Genomic DNA, 19,908 nt, shown 5'->3' with positions numbered 1-19,908 from the left:
AACACTCCGTGTCCTGACTAGTTGAAGAGAGCAGCGATGGCGTACCTCGAGCGGATTCTTAGAGCCCTTAGCGCGGGCGACCTCGATCCGAAGCGGTTCGAGGAGACGGCTTGCGCGCTTCTTGGTGAGCTATATCCGGGATTGTCCCCGATCGAGGGTGGGACGGACTTCGGTCGAGACGCCGACGTGTACGAGGTCAACGCCGGCTTCGCCGTGCACGCTGGAGATGAGCCAGTGCCGGTGGGCACGGTCTCGGTCCGGCTGCTGGCTACCGTCGGCGATCCGATTGCGAACCTCACGAGATCGATCGCACGGTTGAAGGAGGAGTCCCTTGCTACGCGGCAATTAGTCATCGCCTGCACTTTGCCGGTTTCCGCGACCAAACGCCGTGCCCTCGAGGTGACGTGCATGAACAATGGTCTGGAGCTACCGGCGATCTATGGGCGCGACAAGCTCGCCGCGCTGCTACTCAAGGCGCCGACGTGGACTGAGTACTTCCTAGGGATCCGTGGTCGGGTCGGGGCACTCGAGGAGCGTCGGTTTGTTCGAGGCGATCACGTGTCCCTACCGCTGTTCGGTCGGGCGTTACAGCTCGAATCGCTTACGGGTGCTTTGGCTGGGGGTGGGGACGTGCTGCTGACCGGCATCGCGGGTATCGGGAAGTCGCGTCTGCTAGATGAGCTGGGCGAGGTTCATTTCTTGAATCCGATGGCGATTGACTCCCTCGTCGCGGACTTGTTCGTTGTTGATCCGGTGATCGTTGTCGTTGATGACGCCCACCTGCACCTGGATGCGCTGGAGCAGCTGTGCCGGGTCCGCGTGGTGGAGGGCATGACGTTTGCCGTTCTCGCTGTCACATGGCCGGCGCAGGCGGCAGCGGTGCGTCAGATTCTTCAGTCCCCCGCACTTGTCGAGGTGCGGGAGTTGCCGCGCGATGCCATGGATGAGCTGACTCGGGGTGTCGGTGTATCCGGGGTGAATGCCCGCCACTTCGTGCTTCACCACGCCGAAGGCCGGCCTGGATGGGCGGTGTCGATCGCCCAGACGTTGATTGCCGCTGACGGCGAGGCGGTCTTGACGGGGGACGTGCTGCTGCAGCAAGTCGATCGGTACTTCCGAGACCGCGCCGAGTCCCATCAGTTGATGGACGCGGTGGCCCACATCGCCGCCCTTCGATTCGTGGGAACCGACGACCTGCCAGACATTGCGACGGTCGTCGGTCTACCGGTGGCGGTGATGTCGGCAGCGCTGCGGCAGGTGGCGACTGACGGCCTGCTCGTGCATGAGGGCGAGCGCTGGTCGCTGCAACCGAGCCTGGGCGCGGCACTTGTTGCGCGCTGGTTTCTCTCGAGTGCGCGGACTCGCTCGTGGCGGAGCCTCACCGAGACGTTCCCTGAGAAAGAGCATGACCTCACCTCGTCGATGCTCGAGGCTGCTGCGTCCACCGGAGACGTCGCGGCCGTGATGCATTCACGGGAGTGGGCGGCGTCCCTCGGTGAGCCGACTACCTGGACGTTAGAGACGCTCGGGCTTGTACGAACCTACAGCGAGGTCGACCGCGAGGCGTCTGAGTTCGCCGCGTGCCGCGCCGCCCTGATCCTCGACATGCCGCGCTCGCCGAGGACTACCCCGTGGGGCCGCGCATACGACCCGATCGCGGACGCAGCCCGCGCTCAGTTGTTGTTCTCCGCGCGCCGCTGGTTCACCGGCGCCGCGGTCCGCAAACTTCTTGATCTCGCTGTGCCCGACGACCGCGAACGAGCACAGACACCGGACCATCCGATGCGGGTACTTGCCGAGGTTGCTCAGCACCTCGGTCCCGATGCCGAGCGAAACTTCGAGGTGAGACGACTCCTGCTCGACGAGGCCACAACCTGGCTCACCGACGGCCTTCTTGTGGGAGCCAGGGTCGCAGTGTGGAGCGAAGCGATCAAGGCTTGTTGCTGGCCGCGCATCTCGGGGTCATGGAAGGACCCCTCGTCCCTCACCACGTTCACCTGGTCGACGGGAACCGAGGGGCACCTGGCACTCGAATGGATCCTCGATAACTTATGGCACCAGGCGTCGGCGCAGCTTGCGCACCTCGCCCTGCCCGTAGAAGCCGTCGGGCATCTGCTGGACCTATGGGATGAGTGGCTTCACGTCGCTGCCGGGGTCGCGCAGGGCAACTACGAACTCAACGACGATCAACGCAACGCCGGCACCCAGGGCACGTGGCGAATCCTCGCCCCGCTGCGCATCCATGTCGATCATCATGCGGGCCTGGCGTACCGCGTCACCCAGCAGCTCGACCACTGTCATCGTTGGGGGATCGATATCCCCGACGGGGTTCAGTACCCGCCTATGGATCACGACCTCGCGCAACTGGTCGGCCGGCGCGACTTCTCCGAGGGCGACGTCGGCCTTTGGATGGAACGCCGCGACGAGGAGGTGCGCGATCTCGCCGAACGGCTATCTGTGATGAGCCCGTCGGACGCGATCGCGCGGATAACCGAGCTCGCCGAGGCAGCCGCCGTTGCCGGACGCGGTGAGGTAGGTGCGCTCGCATACCAATTGGCCGAGGCGGTCAATGCTCCCGCAGAGTGGTTGCGCGTTGCGCTCGAAAGAGATGCCCCCGACCTTATCGGGCCGCTGGTGGCTCGATGTCGAACCGCCGGAGACTCCAGTTGCGACGAACTCATCGGGCGTCACCTGAAGGCCAGTCCGTCAGCGCGGCGCCAGATCATCGCGGCAGTCCTACGATCCGGGCCGTGCGACGCCCTAGCGAAGACCGTGCTTGACTCGCTTGTCAGCGCCGACGCCGCCACCATCGAGTTCGCGCTCCCACGTCAGGCCACCGAGACGGTACTCGCGATGCTGACCCATTCGATGCCCGAGATCGCCGGACTCACCGCGCTCCAGTTCGACGTCGGAACAACGCACTCGATCAACATCCCCGACCACGCTCGCGACGCGTGGAGAACCGCCTTCCTCAACTCCGCGTCGTTGAGCGCACGCACCGCCGGCATCTCGAGCTACCGCATCTCATCGGCCCTCAAGGCGCTCGCGACGGACGACCCCGACCTGTGCGAAGCCTGGTTCCACCAGGCACTCGCCCACGACCGAAGGCCTCATGACCTCGAGCAGAGCGCCGAAGTGCTGTCTCGTCTCCACCGCGACGCCAGGAAGCGCCTTGCAACCAACCACCACGCCGCCTACTCCCTGACCGGCGACGTACTACTCCTCAACATGATCGGCCACGACCCAGACCTCGCTGCTGAGATGCTCGACGAAGGCCTGCTCAACATCGACACGATCCTGGCCGCCCTCACGGGAAACCTGAATCACTACGCCCATAATTTGTTACCGGTGACGCTCGCCTTTGGCGCACAGGTCGAAGACGTCGTATCTGCCCTGACATCCTCCCGGTCCTGGGAGGGCAACGAATCCGACGACCTCGCTCGGATGATCAAGTGGTTCAACGACGCTGCGACCCGGATACCGGCCATGAAGCCTGTCTCGGCCGAAGCGAACAAGCAGTTAGAACGGCAACGCGCCAAGGCGCTTGAGGAAGAACGACAGCAGGCCATCCGAGGGACCTTCTAGATCGGCGAATTCGAGCCATGAACCGCCCTGGGTTTCTTGGAGGCTCTGGTGTGTCCTGGGTTCCACGGCGTCTGGGTTTGTGGATTCTGGTGCCTGACACCAGGAGGAACAGATGGGACGACAGGGCTACTCAGCCGAGTTCAGGAGCAAGGTCCTCGATCTACTTGCAGCCGGGCGAAGCGTCGCGAGCGTTGCGCACGACCTCGACATCAGCGATCAGACGATCTACAACTGGCGACGCCAAGACCGCATCGACCGTGGCCTCGCGACGGGTCTGAGCACCGCAGAGGCTAGCGAGCTCGCGGCGGCGAAGAAGCGGATCCGTGAGCTCGAGATCGAGTTGGCTGTCAGCCGACGCTCCGTCGAGCTCCTTAAGGGAGAGACCAGCCCACAAGGCGGTACGCGGCCGTCGAAGTGATGGCCGCGGAGAACCTCCCCGTTCAGGTCGCCTGCCGTGTTCTCGGGGTCTCGGAGTCCGGGTACTACGAGCATCGCAAGCGGACCCCATCCGAGCGGTCGATCCGGCACGCGATGCTGAGGGACTTGATCACCCAGATTCACACGGAGGCTCACGGCATCTACGGCAGCCGGCGTATCCACGCCGAACTCACCTTGGGGCGCGGAGTCCTGGTCGGCCATAGCCAGGTCGAGCTGCTGATGCGCCGCGCTGGCCTGCAGGGCGTCACCGGCAGACGGCGTTGGAAGCGGATCAAGCCCGATGACATCGCGACTGATCGAGTCGAGCGGAACTTCAACCGCGCCGGCGAGAACCAGCTGTGGGTGACCGACATCACCGAGCACCCGACCCGAGAGGGCAAGGTCTACTGCTGCGTCATCCTCGACACCTACTCGCGCCGGGTCGTGGGCTGGTCGATCGACTCACCTCCGACCGGCGCGTTGGTGACCAACGCGCTCGGCATGGCCATCGACAGCCGGCTCGACAAACATCGCGAGCCGGGCACGATCATTCACTCCGACCAGGGCGTCCAGTTCGGATCATGGGCCTTCACCAAGCGCGCCAAGGACTCCGGTCTGCTCGCCTCGATGGGCAGCATCGGCGACTGCTACGACAACTCGATGATCGAGTCGTTCTGGTCGCGCATGCAGGTCGAACTCCTCGACCGAAAGAAGTGGAACACCCGACTCGAGCTGGCCAACGCGATCTTCGAGTACCTCGAGATCTGGCACAACCGCAAACGCCGTCACAGTCAACTCGGATGGCTCTCGCCCATAGAGTTCGAACGAAACCGCATCATCACCGTGGCATGAGATCCAAGCAATCTCGACTACGTGGAACCTGGGGCAGACCAGTTCTGCCGTCAACACCTGTCCGGTTCGCCAACGAGGCAATCTGGATCGGGTGGTTCACTCGGCACTCCCGCCGGGACCTGGTTGACGATGACCGTTCGGCTCCTCAGCGAAGTCAGTCGGGCCGTGGCCCCGGTCCAGGGGCGAACCGCTGCCGCCGGTACACCCAGCAACGCAGATGTCAGGCGAAGCTCCAGCGCCCAGGACAGATCCGACGGCGCGAGCCGACAGGATTGCTGCCGCCCTTGTTCCCTTCGATCCATGCCCGTCGTGAACTCGACTTGACTGAGGTCGGTGTTGACAGCTACCTCTCTGCGGTAGGCAATTAGGCCACATGAGTGCGCATGACTCGACGTCGCTGTAGGGTTTGGTGCGGGGCTGGGTCACTGGCTCGCAGGGAACACATTGCGAGCAGGACTGATAAACAGGCGAGCTTGCTCGCCTTCGCCGGATCCTCGGCGCAGGCTCACGCGGATGATTGCGGGGGTGTCGACTTGATGAATTCCAGCTCCGGGTCAGGAGGAGACTAGTGGCCCAGCCTCCCGCTGCTCCCAGGAGCCTGGACGAGTTGTTCGCGGCGCTGGAGAAGGACCGCTCGTTCACGAGTTACAAGTCCCGCCTGAAGGCGTGCGAGCGCATTCAGGCTCGTGGCCATGCCTGGAACGCGGCCCTGATTTCGCTCGCCACCGCCACCACCGTGGCGGCGGTCGGATTGCTGGTTGACGACACCATGTACGGCACTTCAGGCGAAGCATTCTTAGCAGCCTGTTCAATACTTGCGCTCGCGGTCTCGTTGGTCGTCTCTTCGCGGGACTACCCGTCCCGCGCTGTGCGCATGGAAGCCAACTACAAGCAGATCCAAGCCCTCTCCTTGCGTGTAGAGGCTGCCCGCAGCACGAGCGGCAATCCGACCTTCGAGAAGTACAATCAACTCGACGCTGAGTATGTCGACATGCTCACCCACTCGGAGAATCATTCCACGGCTGACTATCACGCCAGCCAGAACCAGAAATCTGCGGCGAGGGTCACCAGTTGGGCGCTGACCTTCTTGCCCTACTTGACACTGGTTTTGCCCGGCTGGTTGCTCTGGCAGTTCGGCGACTGGGTCATCAGCGGTGCCCGGTAGCGCGAGCAGCACGCCGTCGCGGACATTCCGGCGTATCACTTCCCTGCGCCACCTGAGCATGATTTTCCACGAGTATGTCGCCAAAGGCTCGGTTCGCGGTCGCGACGGTACGTCCATCAGCAATGTCGCGGACAACCTCCACGACGTCACTCGCGAGGTCTCTTCCCGCTGCCGGAGCGGCACCTACCGGTTCACGACCTACCGCCAGCGTCTCCTACTCAAGGGCGCAGGTAAGGCACCGCGCGAGCTCTCGATTCCCAGCGTTCGCGATCGCATTACACTGCGTGCCTACGCCGAGCTGCTCACCGCCACCTTTCCCGAGTCTGCAGGCAAGCTCCCTCAGACCGCCGTCGCCCAAGTCGCGGCCGAGGTCGCTACCGGAAAGTTGAATGCGTACGTCCGCATAGACGTGAAAAACTTCTATCCCACAGTTAACCACGACATCCTGCTTGCCGAACTCGGCACCAAAATCAAGAAGAAGGAGGTCTTGCGGGTCGTTCGTCGCGCCGTCGCGACACCTACCGCACCGGATCGCTCCCCACGCCCTCGCGCCCTCCTTACCTCGGGTGTGCCCCAAGGGTTGTCTATCTCCAACCCTTTGGCGGAGATCTATATGCGCCCCGTCGACAAGACGATGGGCGCAATCCCGGGCATCTCTTACCACCGGTTCGTCGACGACATCCTCATCCTGTGCGACCACGTGGACGCCCAGGTGGTCGACGAGGTTTGTCGAAAAGCCCTCAAAGCCGTACACCTTGACGCGCACCCTAAAGAGTCGTCCGGTAAATCCGAGGTTGGCAACGTCGCCGACGGGTTCGGCTACCTCGGCTACGTGTTCAGCTCCACAATTGTCAGCGTCCGACACGCAAGCGTTGTGCGCCTCGAGTCGCATTTGGCCAGCATTCACGCCACATGGCGGCAGGACCTCGCTCGGAACGTGCAACCCGAAATCGCCTTTCAACGGTTTTTGTGGAACCGCAATCTCGCAATCACCGGCTGCATTTTTCAAGGAACTGCCACCGGTTGGATCCAGTACTACCGCCAACTCGACGATTACTCGCTGCTAAAAAGGCTCGACGTGACCGTAAATCGGCTCGCCATGCGCTACGGTGTTCCCGAGCACCCGCGACCCAAGACCTTTATGCGCGCCTACTGGATTATTAGACACCCCCGGTCTCGAAGTACTCGCTACATCCCAAACTTCGACCGGTACGAACTGGCCCAGATGGCGGAGGAACTTAAGAACACCGGCACCAACCTCGTTGGCATGTCGGACCAGCAGGTTGAAGACGCGTTCTACCGGATGGTGAGCAGGGCCGTTCGCGACCTCGAACGCGACATTGGAGACGTGTCCTAGCCTCAATATTCCACCTGATTGGGTTGATGGACCTGAGGGTCTTAGTCGACGCAGTGGATGGTGGGTACTGCGAGCCAGCCGGTGTCGAAGTGGTCGTTCCAGGGCCATGCGTTCGGTAGGCGGCATTGCCGGTGCGAAGCGGCGGGCTACGATCCGCATGCCGGCGGCGAGCGCTCGGGCCAGTAGCGCGGGGTGAGCGGGTCGGCTTGATCGGGGTCGGGACCCTAGAGGTCACTGGCGCGCGTACTGACTTCACGCCGAGAAACCCAGATTTTGCTCATTTCGGCGCACGTCGCCTATGCGAAGCAACAACCAGCCCGCGCTCCCTGCGCCATGTCGCAATGACGAAGGCCCTTGATATTTGCCATGCGTCAGCGTTACAAGCGTTGTAGCTGATCTGCCGGTACGTTTTCACTCGCCTAAATGCGTCGTGACCAGGGCAATCGCGCCGGAAGAACGGTCATGCTTGAGCGCAAGCAGCCGGCGAGTGATTTCGCCGGATGGTTGTTCGAACTCAGCAGAAGCGGCGAACAAAGGTGTTCCGTCCGCCGCAAAGTGGAAGTCAAAATGTAGTTGTGCGGCAACTTTGACTTGATCACCGTGTCTGGGCAGATCGACGCGTCCGCATATGCCGGCGCGCGGGCTCTTGCCGCAGGTCTGCTGATGGCTCTGAAACACTCGGAGGCATGGCTTCGACCGACCATTTCTGGGCGGCACGCTCGTCGATCTGGCCTCGACCTAACGACGTGGTGTCGTTCGACCTGGCTAAGCGCCACTGCCACGGTCATATGCGGAATTCACTGAGGCCTGGGTCGTGGGCTGGCAACTACCAGGCTGACGTCGTGCTGTGGAGTGAGCCGTCGGATTCAAAGTTCGCTGCTCCTCGGTCTCGGTGGCCCTAGTGTCCTAGCGACCGGTCTTGCCGCGTCCCGTGCGCTATCGGAGGCGCGTCTTCCACCCCCTCCAGGACACGCGATACGCCCGGTCCCGTTCGGGGTTCGGCTGCGCGGCCTACGTATCAGCGTGAGGACCACCCGGACGGATCGTCGAGGCAGGTGTCCTCGCTCAGGCCGACAACCTCATCGAAGTCCGGCGTGGCGACGGCCTTCCACTCTCGCCTGGCGAAGTTGATGAGCATCACCAACCCGCTCACGTCGTCGCCGGTCATCCCGAGCGACGCCATCCCAGGGTTGTCGGGCTTGTTGAGCCACTCCAGCGTGAACTGATCCAGCTCCCCGCGGGACAATCGTGGCCAACCGCGTCTGCTGAGCGAGCCCTTGACCTCGACGACGAACACCGAGGACATGTCGGGTGCGAGGACAGCCAGATCGATCCCGTGCCCGCCGGATGCGGTCTGCGTGAACTGCTCGAGCACGTGCCATCCCGCCTCGACCAGCAGTGTGGCGGCCACGGACTCAGCGATGTGTCCGGTCACCGCGTTCATGCCGCCGTGGCGCTCATGGGCCTCCAGGCCCGCGATGCCGACGTCGAGTGCTCGAGCGAAGGCGATCTCGGCGGCCCGTGGCTCCTTCACCAGGTGTGAGCGGACCAGGTCCACGTCAAGCGGCCTGGTGGCGGCGCGCCGCGTCGCAAGGCGCACCTTGGACTCGAAAGTGTCGGCCATGCCGTGAGGGTCGCACGGAGAGTGGCTCGGAACCGTGAGAGCTGCAGCCGCGGTCGGCGATGCGCTCAAGCATGGTCCGGTACGTCACGCTGGACTGCCGCCGCGAAGAACTTCGGTCCGAGCTGCTCAGCAGAACGCAACCACGTTCGCTGGCAAAGGCAGGTCCAGCCCTCGGCGGTCGCCGTGCAGCAAACTGGACCCTCTCCGTGGAACAACTCCGAGGGATGTCCTGCAAGCGGCGCTGACTATCGTTGAGCGCGATGCTCACTCGACGCGACGCTGCACAACGCTTGGACATTCCGTTGGAGATGGCCGCCCGGCACGGCGTGCCCGCGACGCTGACCGAAGCCCAGCTGAGCGAGCTCGAGGACAACCCGCCGCCGTGGCTGGTCCAGTCCCGTGCCAACCGGACCGGCAAGAAGCCGGTGTGGGTCGATCTGGTGTGCGATGTGTGCGGGTTTGCCGAGAAGGCCAGGCCGAAGAAGTGGTGGCCGACCTTCACGTACGTCAGCTGCGACTCCCATCAGCCTTCCGACCTACCGCCCCCGCACCAGGGCGAGCATCGTCAGGAGATCCCGGGCGTCGGCAGCCGGTTCGTCGGCTGGGTCGACGCCGAGCTGGACTGAGCCGTCGTCATCTGCGGCGCGGGTTGGCGACTTTCGCTCCGCCTCGACCGACATGCCGCGGTGGGACACCCGGCCACGATTACCTGACTGGACGCAGCGCACTGTCCACGACGACGGCGCCCTTGCCGAACTGGCGGTCGACCGACGCCTGGAGCGAACCCTCGTCGTAGATCACTCCCACCTCGACACGGTCGTCTCCCACGCTGGAGTAGGTCATCCCGGGTAGGTCGTTCACCGCGTCCTGGATCCGCCCGAGCTCACGGTCGGTGAAGCGGGCCTCGCTGACGCAGAGCGCGCCGCCCCATACCTCGCGGATCGCAGCCTCCGCTTGGGCCACGTCGTCCGTGACGCGCACGTTGAGCACGAGCAGCAGCGGATCGTTCATCAGCTCCTCATCCTCCGGGCCCATGCTGGGGTTGTCGCTTGCGGGGTTGATGGACTGATCGATCCACAGCTCGCCGTAGGTCGGCAACGCCTCGGCCACGCGGACCGCCTGCTGCTGCGTCCGCTCCGTGGTGGTGGCTGGGTCGATCGGTCTCCAACCCCCCTCCGGTTCCGGGCACGGGCTGGCGAAGTCGCGGCTCGTCGACGTGGACGTGCCCGGGTCGTCCCAGTCGGTCGCTGCGACGACCTCTGTCGGCGTCATGTCAGTGCCGTCGAACGTGCCCGTGACGACGAACTCGCCCCATCGCGTGCCCGACACGTTCTCGAAGTCACCGGTGTGCTCGCTCCAGCTCCACCCGGGAAGCCGAGGCCCGCCGCACTGTGGGGGTAAGGACTCATCGACGCCGCTGAGGCACAGCTCGGCACCGTCTCCGTCGTCCAGCACGGTCACTGGGTACGTCGTCGTCAGCAGGTCAACAGCTGCAGCCGTCGTCGGCGAGGTGACCTGCGCCGGCGGCACGGGCTCCGAGGACGACGACGAGCTGGTCTCGGTGCCGCAGCCGCCCATCACGACCAGCGCCACCATCACTCCAGCAACCTCGAGTGTCTTCACGCTCCTGTGACGATCTGTCGCGGACGTCGGTTCCGGGTTGGGCGGGCCACGCAGAAGACTCTCGACGAACCCCCACCGCAGGTCAACAACCAGGCAGGACGGAACAGCTCGCCCACGGTAGGAGCCCAGATCCAGCCCGGCCGCCCCGCCCGATAGGCCCGCGCGACGTGCCGCAGCGCGTTGGAGCCCGCCTGGGGAACGGCGACCTCCTCACACCCGCGTGTCTCCGCCATCAGTCGGCGACTTGAGATCAGTGCTCGGACGATGCCTCGTCTGATGTCTTGGGTCCTGTGTAGCCGATCGCGGTGAGGTGCTGCTCGAGCACCTCGTACAGCGCATCGCCTTCACGTGTAATCAGGTGACGCGGCGAGCCGTCGGGCCGTCGCACCCGGTAATGGATCTTGCCTGTCTCGCCACGATGGCGCCATGCGACTTCGAGGAGGGGCTGTGGCAGCTTGGGCATGAGACGGATGATGCCACTCGAGAACGTCCGCGGGCTCAGCTCGCGGAATCGCCCGAGCCCGATACATGGGGATGCGTGTTCCCAGCGACATTTGCCCGCCTCTAGGGCACCCGACCAGCCCGGACACGCGCCCCGACCTGGTGCTGATAGCCCGGGTGGCGAGATCACATCTGGCGTCGTCCGGCGACACGGCCACGCCAGCGGGACGGGCCACTCCAGGCGGCCCACGCGGTGGCGAGCGCAGCCAGACCCAGGAAGCCGAGCACGACGGCAAGGATCATCGAGCCGCCTGCTGCCGGTGTTTCGACGGCGGCCCAGGCGGCGAGCGGCAGGCTGAGGACACCACCCCAGGCGAGCCACGTGAGACCGTAGTTGCGGTGCTCCCCGGTCAGGCCCTCGTGGACGTGAGCGGGGAGGTTGCGGGTGCCGAGGTAGCGACGTTGCGTGAGATACCCACCGACCGCGGCGATGAAGGTCCACAGGGCAATTGCCGCGACGACCGGCTGCAGGTAGGGCAGGACACGGACCACCTGCACGGACAGCAGGACCTTGAAGATCATGACGCCGCCCACCGCCACCACCGGCAGCCCCAAGCGGCCCAGCGAGCGACGGATCTCGTGGTTGGTCGGGTCTGCCCGCGCCGCGGCTAGCAACGCCTGGCCCGCCTCCTGACGGCGACCGGATTGCCGCAGCACCTCCGCCAGAGCCCTGGTGATGTCGGCGTCCTGCGGAGAGATCCTGAGCGCCTCGCGGAAGTGGCGCTCCGCGACGGCCCAGTCCTTGCTCCTGGTCGCCACGATCCCGGCGGTCTCGTGCGCGAGCGCGCTGTCGGGCCACTGTCGGAGCATGGTCGTCACGATCGCGCGGGCGTCCTTCTTCTTGCCGCGGTCGACCTGGCACAGGGCGAGGACGTGGAGGGTCTCGACGTGGTGCGGCGCGAGGCGCACCGCCTCCTCCGCCGCCGAGAGAGCCCGCTTGTGCCTACCTGCTTGCGCGTGGGCGACGGCCATCAGGCGGTGGGGCCACTCGTGGAGTGGGTCGAGCGCGATCGCCTCCCGGGCTGCCTTCACCGCAGCCCCACTCGCACCCTTCCCCAACAGCGCCTGGGCTCGCAGGCAGCTCGCCTCCGGTCGGGTCGACGCGTCGGCCGTCGCCGGGCCGAGGGCGGCCAGCGCCTCGTCGTAGCGGCGCAGCTCGATCAGGTGCCGCGCCTTCGCGAGCGCGGGTACGCCGTCCGTCATGCCAGTCGCCGCTGCTTGAGGTAGGCGAGCAAGTCGTCGTACTGGCCGCCGTCGTTGGCGAAGAGGACCACGTTGCGCGCGTCCTCGAGCCACCCTCTCGTCGAGGGACGCACGTCCTTGAGAGCGAGCTTGAAGTCCTTCATCGTGATCATCCGGACCACCCCGCTGCGCACCGAGTCGTCCATGGCGAGCTCGGCGGCGCTGTCGCAGAGGTGCGCGAGGTCGGCCCCCGAGAAGTCCTGGGTCGCCGACACCAGCTTCGCGATGTCGATCGAGTCGAGGGGCCGATCCCTCAGGTGGTAGGCGAGGACCGCAGCGCGTGCCTCGGCGTCGGGCGGTGAGACCAGGAGCATCCGGTCGAGCCGACCGGGTCGCAGCAACGCGGCGTCGACGTCCCACGGGTGGTTGGTCGCCGCCAGGACGAACACGCCGTCGTTGTTGCTGCGCACGGAGTCCATCTCGGACAGCAGCTGGTTGACGGTGCCGCGCATCGCCGGGTTGGACCGCAGGTGCGATCGCTTCTGCCCGATGGCGTCGATCTCGTCGAGGAAGAGCACGCACGGTGCGTTGGCCCGGGCGGTCTCGAAGATCTCACGCAGGTTGCGCTCGCTCGCGCCGATCCACATGTCGAGGACGTCGGCGAGAGACACGGAGTAGAACTTCGCCCCCAGCTCGCCCGCGACCGCACGAGCCAGGAAGGTCTTGCCGCAGCCCGGCGGCCCGTAGAGCATCAGCCCGCCGTGGAGGCTGCGGCCGTAGAGCCTGCGCAGCTCGGGGTTGTTCATCGGCGTGAGGAACGCGAGATCGAGGCGACGCTTGACCTCGGCCATCCCGCCCACGTCATCGAGGCGGACATCGGACTCGATGACGTCGGGGTCGCCTGCCGGGTCCGCGTCGGGCTCGCCCGCGCCACCGACGAACAGCGGTGGGGCGAGGTCGGCGACCTCCTCCTCGCGTACCGACCAGTCGAAGGTCTTCTCGGCTTCGGCCCCCCGCAGTACGTCGGTGGCACGGCCCAGCAGCGCGAGCGCCTCGACGTTGGTCACGTCGCGAGCGAGCACCTCCGAGCACTGCTGTGCCGTCTCGGCCGGGCGGTCGTGCTCCAGCAGCAGGGCGGCCAGGTGGAGCCGCAGCGGTACGTCGTCGGGGCTGCGCTCGAGCGCCGACCGCAGGCTGTGCACGACCGCAGGAAGGGCCTCATCTGTCACGGGTTCCTCATCTCGTCTGCGTTCGGCACCACGAGTATCGGTCATCGTGGCGACCGTCATGGGCAAACAGCGCCCGCCACCGGATCCGGTGACGGGCGCTGGTGGTCAGCGAGACGTCGGCCGGCTCCTAGGCGCCTGCCACCGCGTCCCTGACGATCCACGGACTGAGCCGCGGCGCGTCGCGGTCCACCCGGCCGGTGCGCAGGACGTCGTCCTCGACCTCCCGCATCACCGGGTTGCCGCCGTAGTAGAAGTCGGTCTGCACCCCGATGCGCACCCGGTAGGCGTTGGCGATGCAGTGCCGCGGGATCGTCGCGAGGTAACCCGCCGAGGTCGGGTGGATCGTCAGGTCGTCGCACTCGACCTCGCGGCCGTGGGGCGTCAGCAACATGGCAGTGTCCTCCCGGCTCGACTCGTAGGGCTCGTAGACGGCCGTGAACTTGCCGCCGCGGGACGTGACCACGGTGATCTTCAGGATGGGGATGGCGGCGTCCTCGCGGACGCTGACGGCCACTCTCAGCACGTCGGCTCGGTGCTGCGCCGTGACCTTCGTGAGGTCGCCGTGCCGTTCCTTGGAGTCGCGCATGGGGCCGCGGACGTCGCCCCCGCGGCCCCGGTCGGTGACCTGGGTGTCGCCGGATGCATCGGTATGGGTCCACGTGGCGGCTTGCGCCGCGGGTGCAGCCAGCAGGACGAGGGCGGTCAGGGGCGCGGCCAGTCGAGCCAGCGTGCCGAGCGGGCTCGTCGTCGAGACGGTGGTGAGGAGGGTGCGGGGGCGGAGGGCACGGGTGCCGGACATTCGGGTTCCTAGGTTGGGAGTGGGGCGATGCCGCGGAGGCCCGCGGTTGAGCGGAATCATGAGGCCACCCGTGCCCTTCTGGAAGCGAAAAATCGTGCGAGTTTCGGGCAACTTTCGCGGCTCCCAGCACGTCTGACTCGGTCGTCCTTCTCGACCCGCGATCGCGTCGATGCGCCCGGACCTGCCGAGGGTCGGGCACGATGCAAGCCATGACTGAGATGACGCCGGAGGACTACAAGTCGGTGACAGCCGCCGGTCAACTGCTTCAAGAGCAAGGCTGGCGAAAGGTCTTCACGGTGAACGAGATGATGGAAGCGTGGGAATCGCTCGTTGCCGAGGTCGAGACGGGCTACGACCAACTCGTTGACGAGTACACGAACGACCTCGCTTGTCGTGACTGGCTTGCGCTTGCATGGCCGCACCTCACGGAACGTGTGCAGGCGGCTCGCCGTGGAGCACTCGCATCCCTCGACGCTCGCTTCACTGCTGCGACCACGGAAGACACCGACCAGCGACTCAGTCGCTTCCATCGCGTCGACGCCGGGGACGGTTGGTGGTGGCGTCGCTTGCCAGCACAGCGGCTCGGCGCGTTCGCCAACGACATGAACGACTAGAACCGCCCGACCACGCCGCGCTGCGGGCGCTCGAGCTGCTGACGTCGCGGTAGGCGCAAATACGACCGTTTATGACCCTCCAGCCGGGATCAGCACCGCGCAGTGAGTACCCGCCCAGCGTTACTAGATGAGGCCAGCGGTCATCACCCACGCTGACCTGAGGCCCCGTCTACTTGGGCAGGGCACGTCGCGCAGCTTCACCTCGCCACGGCCCACAACCCATCTCCTGCGCCGGGACGCGTGCTTTCGTTCCCGAGCAGCTACCTGGCCCAGCGGGTGGTGTAGCCGTTCTGGAGGCCCGCCGCGCGGACCAGGGCTCGTACCGCGTCGTCGCGGAGATTCACTCTCACCTTGAGCAGCTGGCGCCCGTGGAGGTCGACGGCCTGCCAACCGAGGATGTGATCGTTCTCGATCCGGCCAAGATCGCGATGCCACCCATTCCCGTACGCGGTCGCGCACCCAAGCCCGTCAACCTCGACTCCGTAGCCATCCATGGCACTCCCTCTCCCGCAAGATCCCCCGCTGCGTTCTCTGCAGTTCAGCGTGCACCGCCACGCAAGAGTGTGTAAGGTCTACTCATTGCTCCCCACCTTCCCTCACGGGATTGGTGGGGCTTTTTCGTTGCGGGAGGTCCGTCATGGAACGTGTAGCAGTTTTCATCGACTACGAGAACGCACACCGTGGCGGACACGGTCGGTTCGGCGGCGTTGGTGAGCCGAAGTACGAGACCGTGATCGACCCCCTCAAGATCGCCAAGCGGATTCTCGAGAAGCGACGCTCCGGTGGAGACCTGGCCGGCGTCCATGTCTACCGGGGTCGGCCGCTGCCGATGTTCCAGCCTGAGGCAACGAGTGCCAACGATCTGCTCGCGGCCGCTTGGGAAGCCGACGGTGTGAACGTCGTGCGACGAGATCTCCGCTACGTCGTCGAGGACGACGGCTCGTGGCGCGCAGAGGAAAAGGGCATCGATGTGGCCCTGGCTATCGGGGCGGTCGAGTCGGCTATGAATGGCGACTTCGACACCGCGGTGGTTTTCAGCAACGACACCGACCAGCTCCCGACACTCGAGCTGCTGTTTCACAAGCTGCAACCCCGGGTGGAGATCGCATGTTGGTCAACCGCGAAGCCGCTCTGGTTTCCCGAGGGACTGCGGAGCACGCCACCACGACGACTTCCGTTCTGCCATTTCCTCGACGAGCAGGACTTCATTAGCTGCCGCGACACCCGAGGGACTGGCGGCCTCTGACGCAGGGGTGCCGCCACCCATCCTTGCCCTTAGGAGGGTTTGGACCGGTACCAGACGATATCGGCTGCGCCTGCCGTGAGACCGAAGGCCCCGCAACATGGTCCAGCCCTACGTTTCGAGGACGAGAACCGTTGGGAGTTGATATAGGTAGGCCATGCGGCCGAAGAACCCAGTAGGTGTCTTGCTTGCCGTCGTCTTCGGTGGCTTCATCGTCGCTGTGTGCTTCGGATTGGGCTGGGGCGAGACGACCCGCAAGGGCATCCCCGTGTGGTTGCTGGGTGTCGTCGGCATTGGGGGCTTCGTCGCCGTGGGTGTCCAGTCATGGCGGAAGCCTCGGAGACGACCGAGCGACGGTCGGTAGGCACGCAGCAGACCACTCCCCGCCCGCACAGGCCGCGCTCAGGGTGCAAAGCTGCCGGTGCCGACGAGGGTTCAAAACGACCGTTTTGAGCCTCGCCGCGCAGGCGCGATCCGCCCCTGATGTCAAGAGCCGGGTGCTGCCGGAAGGCAGCGTGGCGCAGCGCAGCCAGTCCGGCTGCCCGCTGCGGGCGCAACCTTGAACGGGGGGAACCCTTGCTCGTGCGAGGGTGTCGCGTGCCGGGTCTGATGGAGGCTCTCATTCCACGGAAGGATGAGAGTCATGGCAGCACCGAGGAAGTACCCCGAGGAGCTTCGGGAGCGAGCTATCCGGATGGCGGTCGATCTGCGGCGTGACCCGGTGACCAGGTCGGGTGCGCTCAAGCGGGTTGTTGAGCAGCTGGGGATCAATCCCGAGACGCTGCGCAACTGGGTCGGGCAGGCCGAGATCGACCAGGGCCACCGACCCGGCGTCACTACCGCGGAGGCGCAGCGGATCGCCGAGCTCGAACGCGAGAACCGCGAGCTGCGGCGGGCCAACGAGATCCTGCGAACGGCGTCAGCGTCTTTCGCCGCAGCGGAGCTCGACCGCAAGCTGAAGTGAGTACGGCGGTGCTGGTCGACTACATCGACCAGTACCGCGAGCGGTTCGGGGTCGAGCCGATCTGCACCGTCCTGCGACGGGCCGGGATGCAGATCGCCCCGAGCAGCTACCACGCCGCGAAGACCAGGCCCGTCTCGGCCCGGGCCGTGGCCGATCAGCGTCACCTCGAGGTGATGCGGCGCGTGCATGCGGAGAACTACGGCGTGTACGGGGTCCGCAAGATGCACGCCGAGCTGAACCGCACCGGCCACCAGATCGCCAGGTGCACCGTGCATCGGTTGATGCGCGCCGATGGGCTGCGCGGGATCAGCAGGGCGGGATCAGCAGGGCCAAGGGCCCGCGGACCACGATCGGGGGCCGCGGTCCTGACAGCCGTCTGGACCTGCTGGACCGCAACTTCGCAGCACCCGCACCGAACCGGGTCTGGGTTGCCGACATCACCTACTGCCGGACCTTCGCCGGCTGGGTCTACGCGGCGTTCGTCATCGACGTCTACTCACGCCGCGTGGTGGGCTGGCAGCTGTCGAAGAGCCTGCGCACCGACCTGGCGTTGGACGCCTTGGAGATGGGGCTATGGACCCGCGAGCACGCCGGGCACGACGTCACCGGAGTCATCGCACACTCCGACAAGGGTGTTCAGTACCTCGCCGTGCGGTACACCCAGCGACTCGCCGAGGCCGGCGCTGTTGCATCAGTCGGCTCGACCGGCGACTCGTATGACAACGCGTTGGCCGAGGCGTTCAACTCGCTCTTCAAGGCCGAGCTGGTCCGCAACAAGGGACCGTGGAAGAACATCGACGACCTCGAGCTCGCATTCGCTGAGTACATCGACTGGTTCAACCACCGCCGCCTTCATGGCGAGATCGGACTAGTCCCACCAGCCGAGTACGAGGACAACCACTACCGGCACAACAAAACCCCGACTACCGTCGAGGCGTCAGTTCAGAGCCTCCACTGAACCCGGCACGCGACAGGGGTCTAACGGTCGAAGCTGTCGAGGGTGCTCAGTGCTTCTTCGAAGAACGCGACATTGCCGGTTGTACGCCGAAGGCCCTGCCTCAAAGCGCTGGCGCGCCCGGCGAATTCGGTTGCTCCAAGTGCTGCTGTGGTTGTGTCGGCCACCAGGAGGTATCGGAGCGCCGACAACGCACAGTGGTTGAGCCGGTGTTCGAAGACGGCGGCGTCGTGCCGTTCCCCAGGGGGCATGGCATCACGGGCTTTGCCGGATCTGTCGTGCTCGGTGCTCATCCGTTCAAAGGCAGGGGTGCTTCGCGCTGACCCCGTTGTGTGGACCTGCTTGAGGATGGAGATGACGCCCGGAAGGGACTCCAACTGGGCCGCTGCCACGGCCTGTCGTGCTGACCATGTCGCCAGTTGCCGCCGCTGCTTGTCGGTGGCACCAGTAACCGCTCGCACGACCTCGGGGCTGGGCTTCTCGAGGCCGATGAGTTCTTCCGGTGTGATTGGTAAATCGTTGACAGGGGCCGTGATCGCAAACCGGCCCGGCCGTTGGTTTAGTAGCGCGTCGACTGCCGGCGCGGCACCGGTGAATTCCACGGCCATGGTTAGTGCCGCCAGGACGTCGTCGATGCCCCGGGTTTCGGCCTCACGGGCAAGCTTCGCGAGGGAGCGTGGGAGGTCCTCGGCATCGAACGGGTCATCTGTTTGACAAAGCACCTTGCCCTTGCGGGCGCAGGACAAGACAACGGTGTCGTCGACGTCCCAGTACACGCTCGCGGCCTTGCCGCGCTTCGAAAGGGCAGCGAGCACGGCTCGGCGCAGCCCGTGAGAACCCTGCGTTTCGGCCAGCACAGTGCCGAAGGCTTCTCCAACGATGAGGTCAAGTGCGACTACCGTGTCGAGGCCTTGCGCCTCCAAATCGGAGAGGTGAGCAGTGGAGCCGTCTAGGTCAGCGCCAACGGCCCGAAGGGCCTGTTCTCGATCGCTTCCCGCAACCAGCGTGACGCACCCACTGGTGGCGTAAGGACTGGGCTGAGTGACCACCCAAGCGAACTGACTGAAATCAACGTTCACAGCCGAAGGGTAGTCAGCCGTCAGACGATCGCGCACAAGGCGCGTCGCGCCCGACCTTGCCACCTTGAGGGCGCCTGAGATGACCGGGTCCAGCAGGCTCAAATACGAAGGTTTATGACCCTCGCCAGCGGCCGCCGATCCGCCGGATTCAGTCGTCAACGCCGCGCTGGGAGATCTAGCTCGCGGCGCCCTGGTGCTCCTCGAGACGGTCTTGCCAGATCAAGACGAGCAAGGGCCCGACGATCGGCACGAAGAACACCAGGAGAAACCCGAACACCCCGTACGGCGCAGTCGCCTTGCCCCGAAGCATCTTGATGACGACGAATGCAACGAGGGCGACGTGTATCAGCAGCGGGGAGAAGGTAAGGATTAACTCAGAGGGAGACGGTGCGATCGGGTCTAGTTCTTCGGTCATTACGCTCTGCTCATTTCGGTAGGTCTGCCGCGCCGCATGTGCGGGCAGGGTGATCGGGGTGGCGACTGTTAGGTCTTGACGCTTAAGAGGTCGCCTGGCTGGCAGTCCAGGGCGTGGCACAAGGCGGTGAGGGTGTTGAACCGCACCGCCTTGGCGCGTCCGTTCTTCAAGATCGAGAGGTTCACGACGGTGACGCCAACTTGTTGGGCAAGCTGGGTGAGGGTCATGCCGCGTTGGGCGAGGAGCTCGTCGAGGTGCAACACGACCGAGTGGTCTGCGTCATCGGCAGGATCGACACTCATCG

19 protein-coding genes, 1 pseudogene and 1 other annotated feature are annotated in these 19,908 nt (G+C 65.4%); of the genes and pseudogenes, 9 read left to right on the top strand and 11 right to left on the bottom strand.

Going from position 1 to position 19,908, the window contains the following annotated elements:
- Positions 1 to 36: 36 nt before the first annotated feature.
- From FJQ56_RS21730 to FJQ56_RS21710, 5 genes are all read left to right on the top strand, one after another.
- Positions 37 to 3,585 carry an ATP-binding protein gene (locus FJQ56_RS21730; RefSeq protein ID WP_140011751.1) on the top strand — a complete coding sequence of 1,183 codons (3,549 nt, stop codon included), beginning with the start codon at positions 37 to 39 and terminating at the stop codon, positions 3,583 to 3,585.
- Positions 3,586 to 3,697: 112 nt separating this feature from the next.
- Positions 3,698 to 4,003, top strand: coding sequence for a transposase (locus tag FJQ56_RS21725; protein ID WP_140011750.1), 306 nt, complete (start codon positions 3,698 to 3,700; stop codon positions 4,001 to 4,003).
- A complete protein-coding gene (locus FJQ56_RS21720) occupies positions 4,003 to 4,854 on the top strand; it encodes an IS3 family transposase (RefSeq protein WP_140011749.1) in 852 nt (283 codons plus the stop codon). Before FJQ56_RS21725 ends, FJQ56_RS21720 begins: the two co-directional genes overlap by 1 nt.
- A 568-nt stretch (positions 4,855 to 5,422) precedes the next feature.
- The gene (locus FJQ56_RS21715; RefSeq protein WP_170215498.1) at positions 5,423 to 6,019 is read left to right on the top strand and encodes an SLATT domain-containing protein; all 597 of its coding nucleotides are present in this window, start codon (positions 5,423 to 5,425) and stop codon (positions 6,017 to 6,019) included.
- Between the two features lie 58 nt (positions 6,020 to 6,077).
- On the top strand, positions 6,078 to 7,376 hold the full coding sequence (locus tag FJQ56_RS21710; RefSeq protein WP_140011747.1) for an RNA-directed DNA polymerase: 1,299 nt from the start codon (positions 6,078 to 6,080) through the stop codon (positions 7,374 to 7,376).
- Between the two features lie 411 nt (positions 7,377 to 7,787).
- Here the strand turns inward: FJQ56_RS21710 and FJQ56_RS21705 are convergent, their stop codons facing one another.
- Together FJQ56_RS21705 and FJQ56_RS21700 are read right to left on the bottom strand one after the other, a co-directional pair.
- A complete protein-coding gene (locus FJQ56_RS21705) occupies positions 7,788 to 8,054 on the bottom strand; it encodes a hypothetical protein (protein ID WP_140011746.1) in 267 nt (88 codons plus the stop codon).
- 340 nt (positions 8,055 to 8,394) lie between these two features.
- On the bottom strand, positions 8,395 to 9,000 hold the full coding sequence (locus tag FJQ56_RS21700; RefSeq protein ID WP_140011745.1) for an NERD domain-containing protein: 606 nt from the start codon (positions 8,998 to 9,000) through the stop codon (positions 8,395 to 8,397).
- A gap of 260 nt (positions 9,001 to 9,260) precedes the next feature.
- Here FJQ56_RS21700 and FJQ56_RS21695 point away from each other — a divergent pair, with 260 nt between their 5' ends.
- Positions 9,261 to 9,626, top strand: coding sequence for a DUF5997 family protein (locus FJQ56_RS21695; RefSeq protein WP_140011744.1), 366 nt, complete (start codon positions 9,261 to 9,263; stop codon positions 9,624 to 9,626).
- Between the two features lie 79 nt (positions 9,627 to 9,705).
- Here the strand turns inward: FJQ56_RS21695 and FJQ56_RS21690 are convergent, their stop codons facing one another.
- The 5 genes from FJQ56_RS21690 to FJQ56_RS21670 form a co-directional block, all read right to left on the bottom strand.
- The gene (locus FJQ56_RS21690; protein ID WP_140011743.1) at positions 9,706 to 10,596 is read right to left on the bottom strand and encodes a hypothetical protein; all 891 of its coding nucleotides are present in this window, start codon (positions 10,594 to 10,596) and stop codon (positions 9,706 to 9,708) included.
- A gap of 277 nt (positions 10,597 to 10,873) precedes the next feature.
- Positions 10,874 to 11,086 (bottom strand): hypothetical protein, encoded by a 213-nt coding sequence (locus FJQ56_RS21685; protein WP_140011742.1) that lies wholly within the window; start codon positions 11,084 to 11,086, stop codon positions 10,874 to 10,876.
- A gap of 164 nt (positions 11,087 to 11,250) precedes the next feature.
- Positions 11,251 to 12,327 carry a tetratricopeptide repeat protein gene (locus FJQ56_RS21680; RefSeq protein ID WP_140011741.1) on the bottom strand — a complete coding sequence of 359 codons (1,077 nt, stop codon included), beginning with the start codon at positions 12,325 to 12,327 and terminating at the stop codon, positions 11,251 to 11,253.
- Positions 12,324 to 13,535 carry an ATP-binding protein gene (locus FJQ56_RS21675; protein ID WP_211351343.1) on the bottom strand — a complete coding sequence of 404 codons (1,212 nt, stop codon included), beginning with the start codon at positions 13,533 to 13,535 and terminating at the stop codon, positions 12,324 to 12,326. The genes FJQ56_RS21680 and FJQ56_RS21675 overlap by 4 nt, the downstream gene beginning before the upstream one ends.
- Positions 13,536 to 13,662: 127 nt before the next feature.
- A complete protein-coding gene (locus tag FJQ56_RS21670) occupies positions 13,663 to 14,334 on the bottom strand; it encodes a hypothetical protein (RefSeq protein WP_140011739.1) in 672 nt (223 codons plus the stop codon).
- Positions 14,335 to 14,543: 209 nt separating this feature from the next.
- Here FJQ56_RS21670 and FJQ56_RS21665 point away from each other — a divergent pair, with 209 nt between their 5' ends.
- Positions 14,544 to 14,948 (top strand): hypothetical protein, encoded by a 405-nt coding sequence (locus FJQ56_RS21665; protein ID WP_140011738.1) that lies wholly within the window; start codon positions 14,544 to 14,546, stop codon positions 14,946 to 14,948.
- A 260-nt stretch (positions 14,949 to 15,208) separates the two neighbouring features.
- Here FJQ56_RS21665 and FJQ56_RS21660 read toward each other — a convergent pair whose 3' ends face one another.
- Positions 15,209 to 15,442, bottom strand: coding sequence for a hypothetical protein (locus tag FJQ56_RS21660; RefSeq protein ID WP_140011737.1), 234 nt, complete (start codon positions 15,440 to 15,442; stop codon positions 15,209 to 15,211).
- Between the two features lie 143 nt (positions 15,443 to 15,585).
- Here FJQ56_RS21660 and FJQ56_RS21655 point away from each other — a divergent pair, with 143 nt between their 5' ends.
- On the top strand, positions 15,586 to 16,194 hold the full coding sequence (locus tag FJQ56_RS21655; protein WP_140011736.1) for an NYN domain-containing protein: 609 nt from the start codon (positions 15,586 to 15,588) through the stop codon (positions 16,192 to 16,194).
- A gap of 640 nt (positions 16,195 to 16,834) precedes the next feature.
- Positions 16,835 to 18,113 (top strand): annotated as a pseudogene (locus FJQ56_RS21650) (IS3 family transposase).
- Positions 17,113 to 17,256 (top strand) — a sequence feature (AL1L pseudoknot). (Overlaps the previous pseudogene by 144 nt.)
- A gap of 20 nt (positions 18,114 to 18,133) precedes the next feature.
- On the opposite strand, the gene FJQ56_RS21645 reads toward FJQ56_RS21650, so the two are convergent.
- From FJQ56_RS21645 to FJQ56_RS21635, 3 genes are all read right to left on the bottom strand, one after another.
- Positions 18,134 to 19,291 carry a DUF6461 domain-containing protein gene (locus tag FJQ56_RS21645; protein ID WP_140011735.1) on the bottom strand — a complete coding sequence of 386 codons (1,158 nt, stop codon included), beginning with the start codon at positions 19,289 to 19,291 and terminating at the stop codon, positions 18,134 to 18,136.
- Positions 19,292 to 19,364: 73 nt separating this feature from the next.
- Positions 19,365 to 19,604 (bottom strand): hypothetical protein, encoded by a 240-nt coding sequence (locus FJQ56_RS21640; RefSeq protein WP_140011734.1) that lies wholly within the window; start codon positions 19,602 to 19,604, stop codon positions 19,365 to 19,367.
- 68 nt (positions 19,605 to 19,672) lie between these two features.
- Positions 19,673 to 19,906: a helix-turn-helix domain-containing protein gene (locus FJQ56_RS21635; RefSeq protein ID WP_140011733.1), complete on the bottom strand. Its 234-nt coding sequence runs from the start codon at positions 19,904 to 19,906 to the stop codon at positions 19,673 to 19,675.
- Between the last annotated feature and the right edge of the window lie 2 nt (positions 19,907 to 19,908).

The organism is Nocardioides plantarum (assembly GCF_006346395.1).
Taxonomy (GTDB): domain Bacteria; phylum Actinomycetota; class Actinomycetes; order Propionibacteriales; family Nocardioidaceae; genus Nocardioides; species Nocardioides plantarum.
The sequence above is the reverse complement of the archived record's forward strand: the minus strand, read 5'-3'. Positions and strand labels throughout refer to the sequence as shown.